Source organism: Finegoldia magna ATCC 53516 (assembly GCF_000159695.1).
Lineage (GTDB): Bacteria > Bacillota > Clostridia > Tissierellales > Peptoniphilaceae > Finegoldia > Finegoldia magna_F.
This window is the reverse complement of the sequence record NZ_CM000955.1, coordinates 1,455,113-1,469,564: the sequence shown is the minus strand read 5'-3', so window position 1 is coordinate 1,469,564 and position 14,452 is coordinate 1,455,113. Positions and strand designations below refer to the sequence as shown.

Here is a 14,452-nt window from a genome sequence, read left to right as displayed (position 1 = left end):
TCACCTCAATTAAATATAACATTTTCTAGTAATTTATCTTTAAACTTATTAATTTCTTCATCCAAATACATATATTCTTTAGTTTTGCATAAATCATTCGTATATATATAATCGGTTATAACAGCAGCCTTTTCTATCAATTCATAGTCTTTTTCTAGGTCTGCTATGTTTAAAAGTGGTATCCCTGATTGTCTAGTTCCTAACAAATCACCACTACCTCTCATCATCAAATCCTTTTGTGATAGTTCAAATCCGCTGTTTGTCTTAACCATAATATTCATTCTTTCCATTTGTTCATCAGAATGTGCATTGTTTATAAGAATACAATAAGATTGATCTGAAGATCTTCCCACTCTACCTCTTAGTTGATGAAGTTGTGAAAGTCCAAATCTTTCTGCATTATATATAACAATTACATTTGCTTTTTTTACATTAACGCCAACTTCAATAACTGTTGTAGATACCAATATTTTTGTTTTCCCGTCTACAAATTCTTTCATTACTTCTTCTTTTTCCGAAGATTTCATTTTACCATGTAACATTCCAACATTTATATCAGAAAAATATTCACTAGATAACCTATTGTAAAGTTCTGTTACGTTCTCTAAATCCAATGCTTCAGATTCTTCTATCAATGGACACACAACATAAGCTTGAAACCCATTTTCAACTTGTTTTCTGATAAAAGCTGCTATTCTTTTTTCATAACTAAATCCAACAGAATATGTTTCTATTATTTTTCTACCCTTAGGCATTTCATTTATTGTTGATATATCCAAATCCCCGTAGTAAGAAAGTGCTAAAGTTCTTGGAATCGGAGTAGCTGTCATTACAAGAACGTCTGGATTTTGTCCCTTGTCTGAAATTTTCTTTCTTTGACCTACACCAAATCTATGTTGCTCATCGGTAATTACAAGTCCAAGCTTTTTGAATTCTACAAAATCTTGAATTATTGCATGCGTACCAACTATGACATCAAAATACCCCGACTTTATTCCTTCTAAAACAGAATCTTTTTCCGATTTTGTTAAATCAGATTTTAATAAACAAACTTTTAGCCCAAATTTTGAAAAATCATCAGATAGGCTTTCATAATGTTGTGTCGCTAAAATATCCGTAGGAGCCATAAAAGCTGATTGATAACCACTTGAATATGATTTGAATATTGCTGCTTCAGCTACTATTGTCTTTCCACTTCCTACATCTCCTTGAACCAATCTATTCATTCTCTTTTCAGATGTCATATCACTTTCAATATCTTTAATTGCTTCTAACTGTCCTTTTGTAAGTTCAAATTTCAGAGATTTTATGAAAATATCTATGCTTTCGTCTGTTTTAAATTTTATATAATTTTGTTCGTTGAGTGTTGTCTTCATTGATTTCATTGCCAATTGCATTATAATAACTTCTTCAAGAACAAGTGCTGTCCTAGCTCGTTTAAATTGTGCATAATCTACAGGTTTGTGTATGTTTTTTATTGCATTTCTTTTGTTCTCAATATCGTAGTTTTTAATCATACTATAAGGAATAACATTTTTAATTTCATCAATACAATGTTTAATAGCAAAATCAATGAATTTAATCATATCATTATTTGTAACGCCTTTTTTTACTTTGTAAATTGGATAAATAATACCCAATTTACCACCAAAAGATTTACTTAAAATTGGAGAGGATATCTTAAATTGATTTTGAACTCTATTTATTTTCCCATACAAGTAGTAGGTAGTGTTTGGTAAAATTTGATTTCTGATAAAAGGCTGATTAAACCACGACACACTGATTTTAGAAGTATCGTCAAAAGCAATAGCAGATGTTAAATTCAAATTTCTTCTAAGATATTTAGTTACAGGTTTTGAAATAAATTTGACTTTTATAACGCAGCTTTCTTCATCTCTTGTATCTATAATGTTTTTAATGATCGATCTATTTTCGTATCTATATGGAAAATAATTTAATAAATCATTAACATCAAAAATACCCATGGAGTTTAAAACTTCTAATTTTTTCTTTCCTATTCCTTTTATTTCTGATAATTGCATAACTCACCACACAAAAAAATCCCTACATTAAACATACAAATAATAGACCGATGAAAATCGATCTATTATCTGTAATTATTTGTAAGGAGTTATTCTATTGAAAATACATAGTAATATAAAGGTTGAGATCCTTCAACAACCTCAATATCAATGTTTTTATATTCTTCTTCCAAACTATCCTTCAACTTATTAGCAACCATTTCATCACAGCCTTCACCGTAATAAATTGTAACCAATGAATCGTCTTTTTGAATTAGTTGTCTTAATAAATCCATTGAAACTTTATTGATATCATTCCCTACCGCTCTGATATTCTTTTGGTCAAGACCTATAATGTCATCTTTCTTTACTTTTATATCTGACATATTTAAATCTTTTACAGCAAAAGTAACTTCACCAGTCTTTACTGTTGATATTACATCGTTAAAGTTATCAAAATTTTCTTCTGCACTTACTTCTTCGTTGAAAGCTAAAAGTGCCGAAATAGATTGTGGTACGGCTTTTGTTTCTACAACGAAAACTTTTTTATCAACTATTTGTTTTGCTTGATTAGCTGATAATATGATGTTCTTATTGTTAGGGAATACAAAAACTGTCTTTGCATTAACTTTTTCTATGGAATTGACTATATCTTCAGTTGATGGATTCATTGTTTGACCACCAGTAATCACTTCATCCACATTTAACATATCGAAAACTTTACTGAATCCTTTACCGTTGCTAACCACTACAAATCCAAAATCTTTTTCTGGTTCTGAATGTTTAGTAGAAGCTTGGCTTATTTCTTCTTCAGTAGAATGCAAGTTTTGATGTTGTAGTCTCATATTATCTATTTTGATATCTCTTAGAGCACCTAATTCCATGGCAATTTCTAAAACTTTACCTGGATTATTAGTGTGAATATGAGTTTTGATTACTCCATCACCTTTTACAACTAGTAAACAATCACCAAAGTTTTCTAATTTTGATCTATATGAATTTTCATCTGCATCAGTAATTATAAAAAATTCAGTACAATATCCGAATTCTATTTCTTCATCTGATACAACATTTGTATTTTCATTAATAGTTCTAGAAGATTCGTCAATTATTGTTTCTGAAATCAATTTTTCATTATCGTAATTTAACACACCTTCTAAGAATAACATTAATCCTTGTCCACCCGCGTCAACTACGTCGGCTTCTTTCAAAACAGGTAACATTTCTTTAGTTTTAAGAAGTGCTTTGTTACCTTCAGATATAATATCTGTCAAAAATTCTTTGATATCTTCGTAATTTTGATAATTTTGATCAGCAAATTCACCCATACATCTAGAAACTGTAAGAATAGTTCCTTCTGTTGGTTTCATAACAGCTTTGTAGGCAGTTTTATAACTTTCTACAAATCCATCTCTCAATGCAAATATATTAAATTCAGTATAATCTTTAAATCCATTATAAAAACCTCTCATGATTTGAGAAGTAATTACACCAGAATTCCCTCTAGCTCCCATAAGAGAACCATCACTCATAGCTTTAGCTAAATTTGCAATGCTCACATCAGCTACGCCATTCACTTTAGAAATAGCTGATTTAATTGTCAATGTCATATTAGTACCAGTATCTCCATCTGGAACTGGAAAAACATTTAAGCTATTTACTATTTCTCTTTTATTTTCTAAGTTCTTAAATCCCGCTAGAAGGCAATTCTTGAACAGTGTTGCGTCATTCTTCATTGTGCCCCCTATTTTTCTTCGTTTATTCTCATATCTTGAACAAGAACATTTACACATTCTACTTCAAGACCAGTTTTGTTCTCTACACTATATTTAACTGTATCAATAATATTTTGGCAAACCACAGCAATTTTAGTACCATATTCCAAAACTACAGTCAAATCTATTACAATTTTATTATTTTTTGTATAAACTTTTACTCCCTTACTCATATTATCTTTATTGAGTAACATTAAAAATCCATCTGATAAATTTTTGTAAGCTAGTCCAACAATTCCGTAACAAGTCATAGCTGTTTCACTAGCAATAGTTCTAACGATATTATCTGATATTAATATTGAACCATATTCGTTATCAATTTTAGTAGTCATATTACCTCCTATTTGTGATACCTAATTAATTATATTATACTCTTTTAATGTTTAAGATTCTAATTTACATATTAATACTATATTATTATAACATATTTTAGCTCTAAAAGCTTGAAATTCAGTTTTAAAATATGCTATAATATCAAGAGACATTTGAAAAAGAACCAGGAGGTGTAATTATGTCCAAAAAATGTGAAATTTGTGGTAAATCAAGAACTTTCGGAAATAATAGATCATTTTCTTTAAGATCTTCAAATAGAAGCTGGGCACCTAACATCAGAAAAGTTAGAGCTTTAGTTGATGGCAAACCAAAAAGAATCAATGTATGCACTAGATGCTTAAGATCAGGTTTAGTTGAAAGACCTCAATTTATCAAAACAACAGAAGAAGAATAAAACAAAGAGTCGAAAATTCGACTCTTTTTTAATCTCTAGAATCAATCAAAAGACCATATCCTTCTATTAATTCTATATATGCTTTTTTATCTTTTATTTTATTGCTAATCGTCAAAGTTGAACAAAAATCAACATCTAAAAATTCACTGTCGTATTCAAAACCTTTTAATCTAATTTTCATTCCATTATTCGATAATACTACAATAGAAATATAATCATATTTCATAACACAATCTGTGCTTTTTCCTAAGAATTTAATTATATTATTGTTGCCAATAAAAATAAGTTCAATCCCTTTTTCAAAGCATCTTTTTGAATAAATTAAATTCGACATTGTGTGATCTAATCTAGTTCCTGTTGCCCCAAAAGCATATATTGTATTACAGTTTTTTTCGATTAATATATTTATTGCGGCTTCAAAATCAGTAAAATCTTTTTTACAATTATATTTTTCAAGAATCTTGTTGTTTTCTTCTAGAAAAGTTTTATCTTCTGGATTTATAGAATCAAAATCTCCTATAGCGAAATCAAAATCTTTGTGATATTCGGTGAAATATTTTGTTCCACCATCTACAGCTATTTTAAAATCTGACTTTTCATAATATTCTTCAAAAAGATTCTTATCAGATAATTCACCAGCGCAACAAATCAAACCAATCATTTTTTACTTACCTTTGATACAGGTTTAATCAAAATTAATATGACAACTATCGCTATAATTCCATTAGGAACAATGTAGGTAATATTATATAAGAAAGATCCTAGTAAAGCAGGTATATCTTTTGGTAATGTATCTTTGAAGAATACGTAACCACTTAAAATAGCAGCTACTCCTCTCATTAAAATAGCGAATACACATGCTAAAATCATTTTAAAATTAATTTTACCGCTCAAAGTTTCATTATTACATCCTAATCCTGATAGACCTAAAGCCATGTATGCTATTGGATAATCTAGTAAGTATTGTATTGGATGAATAACATATGAATCAACAAAACTATCTAAAATTCCATACATTAAACCAATTACAATCCCTGGTTTAAGTCCCCATCTTAGTCCAAATAATAAAATTGGAACATATCCAGCCAAAGAAACAGATCCCCCTCTTGGCATTTTAAAAATAACAATACTGTTTAGCACAGCTGTCAGAGCTAAAGTAATAGCTCCTTCAACCATAAATCTCAAATTTTTGTTCAATATATCCTCCTGTTACTATAATTTTTCATTGTAAATATCTAATTGCGATTCTATATTTTGATTAAAAACATCTGAACCACTTACAATTAGATTAGCCCCTGATTCTAACACTTTATCGACATTAGAAGTTTTTACCCCTCCATCAACTTCCAATATAATATCTTTTTGCGATTTCTCAATCATTTTTCTTGCATCTTTTATTTTTGAATGTTGACTTTCTATAAAGGATTGTCCTCCAAATCCTGGATTGACACTCATTACTAGTATTATATCCAAATCATCAATAATATATTCACAACATTCTAATCCTGTGGATGGATTAAGTGCTAATCCACATTTTTTCCCAGCTTTATGAACAGTTTGAATAATCCTATGAGGATGAAAAGTTGATTCTGGATGAAAAGTAATTATGTCCGCCCCAGCATTCAACATGTCATCTATAATATTTTCTGGTTTATTAACCATCAAGTGACAATCAAGAATAAATTCCGGATATTTTTCTCTTATTTGTTTTATAATGGCTGGCCCAAAAGAAATGTTTGGCACAAAATTACCATCCATAACATCTAAGTGTAAATATTTTATTCCATTGTTTTTTAGTATATCTAAGTTCTTTTCTAACTCAAAAAAGTTACAAGCCAACAAAGATGGACTTAAATTAGCCATTAATACCTCCTAATTTTTTCGTATTCTTCAACTATATTCAAATAATTATCATATCTACTTTGAGATATTTCTCCAGTTTCAACAAGCCTTTTTATTTCACATTTTGGTTCATTAATGTGATCACAATTATTGAACTTACATTTTGAACTGTTTTTTCTAAATTCCACAAAGTTATTTTTGATTTCAGATTTGTCATCTAAAAAAGACAAATCAAAAGAACTAAAACCTGGTGTGTCCAAAACGTAAGTATTATCATCTACCATTTTAATTTCAATGTGTCTCGTCGTCTGTTTTCCCCTCTGAGTTTTATCACTAATTTTTCCAGAAACAAAATCCTCATTTGGAAATAATTTTTTTAAAGTACTGGATTTCCCTGCCCCACTAGGACCAATTACACAACTAATATGATTTTTGAATTCATTTAATAACTCTTCATTAGTAATTGAAGATTCATTTGAATTGAATATTACTTTATACCCAATATTTCTGTATATATCAGCATAAAATTTTTTCTCATCCTCAGATACCAAATCAGATTTATTAAATACAATGACGCAATCAATGTTGTTCTTCTCAATCATTAATAGATATTTGTCTAGTAACATTAGATTAATATTAGGTGACTTAATGCTACTTAGAACGAAACATTTATCTATATTACTAACCTCAGGGCGGTGTAAAAGTACAGATCTTGGATGTATTTTTAAAATAAATCCAAGACCATTTTCTACATTTATATCTACTTTATCCCCTACAACTGGAGTAATTTTCTTGTTCCTAAAATTCCCCTTTGCCTTCGAAGGATACACTTCGTTTCCAATGCTTACGTAGAATAATTCTCTTTGAATTTTAGTAATTACACCTGTTTTATCCGACATTAACTAATTCTCCATTAATATAGACTTTAATATCATTATTAGGCTTTGCTTTTACTTTAATTCTTATATCTCCTTCAGAAGCGTCATGGTTTTCTTCATAGATAATGTTGTTTTCAGTTTCATCTTTAACAGTTACTGTGTAAATCCCTTTTTCTACAGGTTTACTTATTCTAAATACTTTATCAATCATTTCAGGTTCCTTTTTACCTTTACTGATTATTACATCAATTGAACTATCTTTTTTAAGTTTCTTTCCCGCGTCATATTGTTGCCATATAACTTGGTTTGTATCGTATGAATTACTAAATTTCTTTTCAATATTTCCTATATTCAGTCCAATTGATTTTAATTTATTACTAGCTTGACTAATATCAGTCCCTATTAAATCAACCATTTCTACTAGCTCTTCTTTTTTACCTAAAGAAATTACAACATCAACTTTAGAATCTTTATTTATGCTAGTTCCTGCATCCGGATGTTGTTGCATAATTTTTCCAGCTTCAAAATTATCACTGTTTTCTTTAGTTATTTCGCCAATTTCTAAGCCCAATTTATTGAGTTGGATTTTAGCATTTTCTAGAGTCATATTAGACAAATTAGGTACTGATACCTGTTCCTCACCTTTGCTTACAACTAATTTTATAATAGTTCCTTTTTTTACTTCTGTACTAGATTCTGGATCTTGTTCTAATACTTTTCCTGGTTCAACATTACTTTCAGTCTTGTATTCTGAAACAACAGCAATTAAATTATTTGCTTTAGCTTTATTTAATGCTTCGTTTTCGGTTAAACCAGTCAATGCAGGAACTAAAACTAGGTCTTGCTTATTCTTGTTTATATATTTCTTGCCAAATATAAATGCAACAAATACCAATGCTGCTAAAAGTACAGGCAATAGAATCCACATAAACTTTTTAGATTTATTTTTGTTATCTTTTGTAGAAGATTGTTTAGGAGTTTTATAAACAGCTTCTTTTACTTCTGGTTGTTCATCACTTTCTTTTATAATTGGATTCTTAGTAGTTTTTTGATACAAATCAGAGGAATAGCTTTGATAATTCTTCAACATTTCTTTTAATTCTGTCGCTGATTTGAATCTATCATTAGGATCTTTTGCCATCGCTTTAACTATTATGTCATTAAGTCCTTGTGGCAAATCGTGTCTAAGATTAATAGGTGGTACCAATGGATCTTGAATGTGTTTCAATGCAATTCCAACTGCATTTGGTGCGTCAAATGGTACTTCACCTGTAGCCATTTGGTACAATACAACACCTAATGAATATATATCACTTTTCTCATCAATAAATTTACCCTTTGCTTGTTCTGGTGAAATATAATGAACAGTTCCCAAAACAGTTGAAGTATATGTCAATGTTGCAGACGAAGAAATTCTTGCAATACCAAAATCTGTAGCTTTTAAATTGTTAGATTTATCAATTAACATATTATGTGGCTTAATGTCTCTGTGAATTATTCCATTCTTATGAGCACATTCTAATGCACTTGCTATTTGAACTCCATAATTTACGATATCTTCAATCGGCAAAATTTGTTTTTCATCGATTATATCTTTTAATGTCTTACCATCAACATATTCCATTACGATGTAATTATATTTGCGACCATCTACATAAGAACTTCCAACATCAAACACACTTACTATATTTGCATGAGTCAATGATGCAGCAGATTGTGCTTCCATAGCGAATTTTCTCAGAAAATCTTGGTCTTCCATGTATTCATTTTTTAATACTTTTACAGCGACATATCGGTTTAAAACAGTGTCCAAAGCTTTGTACACTTTGGCCATCCCGCCAACGCCGACTTCTTCTATTATCTCGTATCTATCGCCTAAAACTTTACCTATCATAATTTTCCCCTTCATATAAATAAAGCGTAATAGTTATATTATCAATACCTTCGATATCATTTGCTTCATCAATCAAATTTTGAGCTATTTTATCCAAATCTGATTCTTCTTTAATAATATCAACTATATCTTCATTTTCTAATTGTGAAGTCAAACCATCTGTACACATTAATATCAAATCACCCTTAACAAGCTCAACGTTAAAAATATCTACATCTACAGTATCTTGAATTCCTAAAGATCTTGTAATAACATTTTTTTGTGCAAAATCAACAGCTTCTTCTTCAGTAATAGTTCCAGATGATAATAAATCATTCACAAGAGAATGGTCTACAGTTATTTGCTTTAATTCTTCATCCCTGTATAAGTACAATCTGCTATCGCCAACATTTGCAACAATAGCATTATCATCATGAACTAAACAAGCAACTATCGTTGTGCCCATATTTCGATGTTCAGTATTATTTTCACTGTCTTTGTAAACTTCCTCATTTGCTAAAATTATAGCTTTACGCAATGTGCTTTCGTAATCTTTTTCATTTTCTTTTTCTTTTACGTAGTTTATAACTGTTTCGACAGCTTTTTTACTTGCAACTTCACCAGCTTTATGTCCACCCATTCCATCGCACACAACAAGCAAGCTAAAATCATCTGTAATATAATTCATATGATAATCTTCATTAAGCTTTCTTACCAATCCAATGTCTGTGTTTGAAGCATATTTCATTTCACACCTCTTTTAGTCATATTGTTAATTCTTAATTGTCCACAGGCTCCATCAATATCAATGCCTTGTTTTCTTCTTATTGTTGTATTAACATTGTTTTTATTCATGTAATTCATAAACTCCATCATCTTGTTTCTATCCGGAGATTTTTGATTAAATTCTTCGATAGGATTTAATGTTATCAAGTTCAAAAGACAGTTTCTATTTTTTAATAAACCGACTAGCTTGTCCATGTATTTTTTTGAATCATTTACATTTCCAATTACAGTATATTCAAATCCAATTCGCCTTTTTGTTTTATCAAAATAATAGTCACAAGCATCTAGAATTTCTTCAATTGAGTATTTGTTTCCAATAGGCATTAGTTGGTTTCTCTCATTATCAAATGGATTATGGAGTGAAATAGTTATGTTTATACCTATATCTTCATCTGCAAGTTTAATTATTTTATCGACTAATCCACATGTAGACAATGTTATATTTCGAATAGACATATCTTGTCCTTCTTTATTCGAAATCAGATCAATAAATCTTACAACATTATCATAATTATCTAATGGTTCACCTATCCCCATTAATACCATATTATTAATTCGTATCCCCAAATCATTTTCTACCAAATATATCTGAGCACACATTTCATAAGGTTGTAAATTCCTTACGAAACTTTTCTTTGTCGATGCACAAAATTTACATCCCATTTTACAACCAATTTGTGTTGATAAGCATATTGAAGTGTGAGTTTTATATTCCATAAACACCGTCTCTACGATATTACCGTCACTTAACTCTATCAAATACTTTTTCGTGTTGTCTAATTTTGAATCAATCCTTTTGATAATAGAACAATTTTTTATGTCATTGTAGTTGTCTAATTTTTTTCTTAAATCATTAGAAAAATTAGTCATCATTTCAGGATCGAATATTCTATTTTTATGAATAGCTTGAAAATATTGTAACGCTCTGAAAGATTTTTCTCCGTTATTCACAAAAAATTCTTTCAGCTCATCGACAGTCATATTTTCCAAGACAATTTTATTTTGCATATTATTCACCAATCTAAATTATATCAAAAATCTCAAGTTTTGTAATCTATTAGTCTTTTACAAACTTTGAAATGAAAAATCCCTGAGTTCCTTTTTGGAATGGCATAAGTTTTATAAATTCATTTTTATCTCCATAAAAATCAATATCTTCTCTTTTTAAATTTAATTTGTCTTCAATATAATCTACATTTTCTTCGTTCTCTTCTTTTAAAAGAGAGCATGTAGAATAGACTAAGACACCACCTTTTTTAAGATATTTTTCACAATTTTCAAGAATTCTTCTTTGAGTTTCAACCAAGTTTTCTACATCTTTTTTCGTCCTGAACAACTTTATCTCTGGATTTTTATTGATAACTCCAGTTGCAGAACAAGGTGCATCCACAAGAATTCTATCAAATTTATTTATCAAACCTTCTTGTAAAATATTTGCATCAAAGTTCAAATATTGCACATTTTCAACTCCACATTTATACACATTCTCTTTTATTCTATCTATTTTATTATTATTAATATCATTACAGTAAATAATCGATTGATTATTTGTTAATTCTTGAATGTTGCATGATTTTGACCCAGGAGCTGCACAAATATCAAGAACTACGGAGTTCTCCATTGGCTCTAAAACCTCTGCGCACAAACTACAAGAACCATCTTGGATAATAAATTTACCTTCTTTAAATTCGTTCGTATCTATTATCGATTCAGGATTTCTTACGATAAAACTATCTTTTAAAAAAGGATGCTCTTCTAATACGAATCCTTGATTTTCTAAATTTGTTTTTAAATTATTTTCCTTCAATTTATTTTGTTTAATTACAAAATCAGATTTGTAAAAGAAAGATTTGAGAAGTTTTTTTACAGTTTTTTTAGAATAAGATTTGTTCAACATCTTAAGTAATTCTTTGTTTATGGAGAATTTAATTTCATCTCCTAAATCTTCCTCATCCAAATTAATCCTGCAAACCTCCCTTAGAACAGCATTAACATAATCTTTATAATGTGTTAAGTTGTTAGCCAATTCTACTGCTTCGTCTACTACGGCATAATCAGCCGTTTTCATAAATAGTATTTCTGTAGTTGCCATTCGTAAGATTTCCAGAACAATTTTATCAAGCTTATTTAATTCCAAATCGCTACACTTAGATATTACATAATCTATAAAAAATCTATTTTCAATTTCTGTAAATACACACCTTTTAATGTACGCGATATCTCTCTTGTCCAAATCACCATAATCATAAGTCTTTAATAATTCAGAAGAGTATCCCGATTTATTATTAATTGAATTGGTAATATTAATTATTTCGTTTCTAATATTCATAATCTCTCATTTCTTTTAATTATTTTAATTACATAATATATTTTACACTAAAACAGCAAAAATAAAAAAATTGAACCTAAAAGGATTATCCTTAGGTTCAATCTACATTAATTTTTAATCTCTATCTCTTGATATCAGTATTAATCTTACCAATTGTAACAGTGAAACCAAAGCACTTGCAATATAAGTTAATGCAGCTGCTTTTAAAACTTGTTTTGCAGGTTCTATTTCATCATCAGCTAATAGTCCATTTGATAAAGCTCTTATCGCTCTGCTACTAGCATCAAACTCAACTGGCAATGTAACTAGTTGAAATAAAACAGTCGCTGAGAACAAAATAATGCCAAATTCTACTAATGGTCTCATACTAAACATAAATCCAAGTAAAATTAAAATCCACACTGATTTCGATGCGAAATTCACAACAGGAAATAAAGATTCTCTAAATCTCAAGAAGCCATAATCTTCCTTATCTTGAATCGCATGACCTACTTCGTGACTTGCTACAGAAACCGCCGAAATCGACTGACTATTATATACTGCATCTGATAAAGCCAATACTTTTTTTGATGAATCATAATAATCAGTCAAGCTTCCTTGAACATTTACTATTTCTATATCAGACAAACCTTCGTAATCAAGTAAAACTCTTGCCATTTCTTTTCCAGTCAATCCTTTTGAATTAGTAATTTTCTTATACTTATCAAAAGTATGAGTGACTTTGATTTGTGAGTAAAACGCCAATATCAAAGCCGGAATTAAAAGTAGCATAGTCCTATCATAATAAAAATTAAACAATGATTCCTCCTACAAAATTATTCCCTCTTCAAATGAATTTCCATTCAAATATTCGCTAACGTTAAGAGGTTTTTTATTTGGAAGTTGTAATCTTGTAATAATTATAAATCCATCTTCACAAGCAATCTTAATTCCATTCTTGTCTACTTTTACAACTTCCCCATTCTTATTATCATTATATTGTTCTATTATGTTGATATTGTGAACTTTTACAATTTTATCGTTTAATTTAAAAAACAAACCTGGCCAAGGAGTCAATCCTCTAAATTTATTGTAAATTACATCTGCTTTTTCATTAAAATTAATTTCACCCATAGATTTTTGAATTTTGCCTACTGTAGATGCTTGATTTTCATTTTGTTTTTCTCTTGAATCGAAATATTTTTGATAATCATTGATAACTTTATCTATTAAATCAGCACCCATTATCATTAATTTATCATGTAATTCTTCAAGCATAATGTCTTTGTCAAGCTCAATTTTATCTATAGCTAAAACATCACCAGTGTCAAGCCCTTGTTCAACTAACATAATACTTACACCAGATTCTTTATCGCCATTTAGTAGCGAATAATTTATCGGAGAAGCTCCTCTGTATTTTGGTAAAATTGATGCGTGAACATTTAAAATCTTATTTTTAAATCTATCCAAAATTCTTTTTTTGATTAATTGACCATAAGCTACAACCACAATAAAATCAGGATTAAGGTTATCTAATAAATCAAACACTTCATCGTCGTTTATATTCTGTGGAGTAATAACGTCAATTCCCAATTCCATAGCTTTTTTCTTTACAGCCGTAGGTGAAAACTTATTTCTATTTCGTTTTTTATCTTGTTGTGATATTACTAATTGAATTTCGTTATTTGGGTTGTCATATAATCTTTGCAAACTCTCAACTGCAAAATCTGGAGATCCCGCAAATACAATTTTATTTTTCATTATTTAATCTCTCAACTTCTTCATCAGAAAGATTCAAAACTTTATCAGTGTATAATACTCCATCCAGATGGTCTAATTCATGACAAAAACAATGTGCTTTGTAATCAGTGGCCGTTTTTCTTTGAATATTTCCATCTAAATCAGTGTATTCTACAGTAACAGTCTTAGGTCTTTCAACATATCCATTTTTACCAGGAACTGAAAGACAACCTTCAACATTAATTTGTTTTTCATCTGATCTTTCTACAATCTTAGGATTTATTAGAACCATTTTACCATCTTCATCTTGCATGTCGATTACTACTATTCTCTTTAGCATTCCAACTTGTACACAAGCCAATCCTATTCCTTTATTTTCATACATTGTTTCAAACATATCATCTACGATTTGTTTGATTCTATCATCTATTTTTTTAACCTCTCTTGATTTTTTTCTCAAGATTGGATCATTTTCTAATCTTATTTGTCTTAATGCCATATT

The 14,452-nt window shown here is 29.3% G+C and carries 15 protein-coding genes; 1 reads left to right on the top strand and 14 read right to left on the bottom strand.

The annotated features are described in order from the left end of the window. Nucleotides 1-5 precede the first annotated feature (5 nt). From recG to HMPREF0391_RS07080, 3 genes are all read right to left on the bottom strand, one after another. On the bottom strand, nucleotides 6-2,042 hold the full coding sequence (gene recG, locus HMPREF0391_RS07090; RefSeq protein WP_002836301.1) for an ATP-dependent DNA helicase RecG: 2,037 nt from the start codon (nucleotides 2,040-2,042) through the stop codon (nucleotides 6-8). Nucleotides 2,043-2,131: 89 nt separating this feature from the next. Next, nucleotides 2,132-3,757: a DAK2 domain-containing protein gene (locus HMPREF0391_RS07085; protein ID WP_002836300.1), complete on the bottom strand. Its 1,626-nt coding sequence runs from the start codon at nucleotides 3,755-3,757 to the stop codon at nucleotides 2,132-2,134. Between the two features lie 8 nt (nucleotides 3,758-3,765). Then, nucleotides 3,766-4,128, bottom strand: coding sequence for an Asp23/Gls24 family envelope stress response protein (locus HMPREF0391_RS07080; RefSeq protein ID WP_002836299.1), 363 nt, complete (start codon nucleotides 4,126-4,128; stop codon nucleotides 3,766-3,768). A 179-nt stretch (nucleotides 4,129-4,307) separates the two neighbouring features. Between HMPREF0391_RS07080 and rpmB the strand changes: the two genes are divergently transcribed. Next, nucleotides 4,308-4,523 carry a 50S ribosomal protein L28 gene (gene rpmB / locus HMPREF0391_RS07075; protein ID WP_002836298.1) on the top strand — a complete coding sequence of 72 codons (216 nt, stop codon included), beginning with the start codon at nucleotides 4,308-4,310 and terminating at the stop codon, nucleotides 4,521-4,523. Between the two features lie 28 nt (nucleotides 4,524-4,551). Here rpmB and HMPREF0391_RS07070 read toward each other — a convergent pair whose 3' ends face one another. From HMPREF0391_RS07070 to def, 11 genes are all read right to left on the bottom strand, one after another. Next, nucleotides 4,552-5,184: a thiamine diphosphokinase gene (locus HMPREF0391_RS07070; protein ID WP_002836297.1), complete on the bottom strand. Its 633-nt coding sequence runs from the start codon at nucleotides 5,182-5,184 to the stop codon at nucleotides 4,552-4,554. Continuing rightward, nucleotides 5,181-5,720, bottom strand: a complete 540-nt coding sequence (thiT, locus tag HMPREF0391_RS07065; RefSeq protein ID WP_002836296.1) for an energy-coupled thiamine transporter ThiT — start codon at nucleotides 5,718-5,720, stop codon at nucleotides 5,181-5,183. Before thiT ends, HMPREF0391_RS07070 begins: the two co-directional genes overlap by 4 nt. Before the next feature lie 15 nt (nucleotides 5,721-5,735). Continuing rightward, nucleotides 5,736-6,386, bottom strand: coding sequence for a ribulose-phosphate 3-epimerase (gene rpe, locus HMPREF0391_RS07060; RefSeq protein ID WP_002836295.1), 651 nt, complete (start codon nucleotides 6,384-6,386; stop codon nucleotides 5,736-5,738). Further along, nucleotides 6,386-7,264 (bottom strand): ribosome small subunit-dependent GTPase A, encoded by an 879-nt coding sequence (rsgA, locus tag HMPREF0391_RS07055; RefSeq protein WP_002836294.1) that lies wholly within the window; start codon nucleotides 7,262-7,264, stop codon nucleotides 6,386-6,388. The genes rpe and rsgA overlap by 1 nt, the downstream gene beginning before the upstream one ends. Continuing rightward, nucleotides 7,254-9,137, bottom strand: a complete 1,884-nt coding sequence (pknB, locus tag HMPREF0391_RS07050) for a Stk1 family PASTA domain-containing Ser/Thr kinase (protein WP_035109467.1) — start codon at nucleotides 9,135-9,137, stop codon at nucleotides 7,254-7,256. Before pknB ends, rsgA begins: the two co-directional genes overlap by 11 nt. Further along, entirely contained in the window at nucleotides 9,127-9,864 is a 738-nt protein-coding gene (locus HMPREF0391_RS07045; RefSeq protein WP_002836292.1) for a Stp1/IreP family PP2C-type Ser/Thr phosphatase, read from the bottom strand. The genes pknB and HMPREF0391_RS07045 overlap by 11 nt, the downstream gene beginning before the upstream one ends. Then, nucleotides 9,861-10,910 (bottom strand): 23S rRNA (adenine(2503)-C(2))-methyltransferase RlmN, encoded by a 1,050-nt coding sequence (gene rlmN, locus HMPREF0391_RS07040; RefSeq protein WP_002836291.1) that lies wholly within the window; start codon nucleotides 10,908-10,910, stop codon nucleotides 9,861-9,863. Before rlmN ends, HMPREF0391_RS07045 begins: the two co-directional genes overlap by 4 nt. A gap of 49 nt (nucleotides 10,911-10,959) precedes the next feature. Beyond that, nucleotides 10,960-12,231 carry a 16S rRNA (cytosine(967)-C(5))-methyltransferase RsmB gene (rsmB, locus tag HMPREF0391_RS07035; RefSeq protein ID WP_002836289.1) on the bottom strand — a complete coding sequence of 424 codons (1,272 nt, stop codon included), beginning with the start codon at nucleotides 12,229-12,231 and terminating at the stop codon, nucleotides 10,960-10,962. A gap of 114 nt (nucleotides 12,232-12,345) precedes the next feature. After that, complete coding sequence (locus HMPREF0391_RS07030; protein ID WP_002836288.1) at nucleotides 12,346-13,029, bottom strand: zinc metallopeptidase; 684 nt, start codon at nucleotides 13,027-13,029, stop codon at nucleotides 12,346-12,348. 9 nt (nucleotides 13,030-13,038) lie between these two features. After that, nucleotides 13,039-13,971: a methionyl-tRNA formyltransferase gene (gene fmt / locus HMPREF0391_RS07025; RefSeq protein WP_002836286.1), complete on the bottom strand. Its 933-nt coding sequence runs from the start codon at nucleotides 13,969-13,971 to the stop codon at nucleotides 13,039-13,041. Beyond that, nucleotides 13,961-14,449: a peptide deformylase gene (gene def / locus HMPREF0391_RS07020; protein ID WP_002836285.1), complete on the bottom strand. Its 489-nt coding sequence runs from the start codon at nucleotides 14,447-14,449 to the stop codon at nucleotides 13,961-13,963. Before def ends, fmt begins: the two co-directional genes overlap by 11 nt. Nucleotides 14,450-14,452: the final 3 nt, after the last annotated feature.

Excerpts from the sequence above, each read along its gene's own strand:
- pknB (WP_035109467.1), bottom strand. The coding sequence starts at position 9,137 with ATGATAGGTAAAGTTTTAGGCGATAGATACGAGATAATAGAAGAAGTC.
- rsmB (WP_002836289.1), bottom strand. The coding sequence starts at position 12,231 with ATGAATATTAGAAACGAAATAATTAATATTACCAATTCAATTAATAAT.
- rlmN (WP_002836291.1), bottom strand. The coding sequence starts at position 10,910 with ATGCAAAATAAAATTGTCTTGGAAAATATGACTGTCGATGAGCTGAAA.
- rsgA (WP_002836294.1), bottom strand. The coding sequence starts at position 7,264 with ATGTCGGATAAAACAGGTGTAATTACTAAAATTCAAAGAGAATTATTC.
- def (WP_002836285.1), bottom strand. The coding sequence starts at position 14,449 with ATGGCATTAAGACAAATAAGATTAGAAAATGATCCAATCTTGAGAAAA.
- rpmB (WP_002836298.1), top strand. The coding sequence starts at position 4,308 with ATGTCCAAAAAATGTGAAATTTGTGGTAAATCAAGAACTTTCGGAAAT.
- rpe (WP_002836295.1), bottom strand. The coding sequence starts at position 6,386 with ATGGCTAATTTAAGTCCATCTTTGTTGGCTTGTAACTTTTTTGAGTTA.
- HMPREF0391_RS07045 (WP_002836292.1), bottom strand. The coding sequence starts at position 9,864 with ATGAAATATGCTTCAAACACAGACATTGGATTGGTAAGAAAGCTTAAT.
- HMPREF0391_RS07085 (WP_002836300.1), bottom strand. The coding sequence starts at position 3,757 with ATGAAGAATGACGCAACACTGTTCAAGAATTGCCTTCTAGCGGGATTT.
- HMPREF0391_RS07080 (WP_002836299.1), bottom strand. The coding sequence starts at position 4,128 with ATGACTACTAAAATTGATAACGAATATGGTTCAATATTAATATCAGAT.
- HMPREF0391_RS07070 (WP_002836297.1), bottom strand. The coding sequence starts at position 5,184 with ATGATTGGTTTGATTTGTTGCGCTGGTGAATTATCTGATAAGAATCTT.
- fmt (WP_002836286.1), bottom strand. The coding sequence starts at position 13,971 with ATGAAAAATAAAATTGTATTTGCGGGATCTCCAGATTTTGCAGTTGAG.
- recG (WP_002836301.1), bottom strand. The coding sequence starts at position 2,042 with ATGCAATTATCAGAAATAAAAGGAATAGGAAAGAAAAAATTAGAAGTT.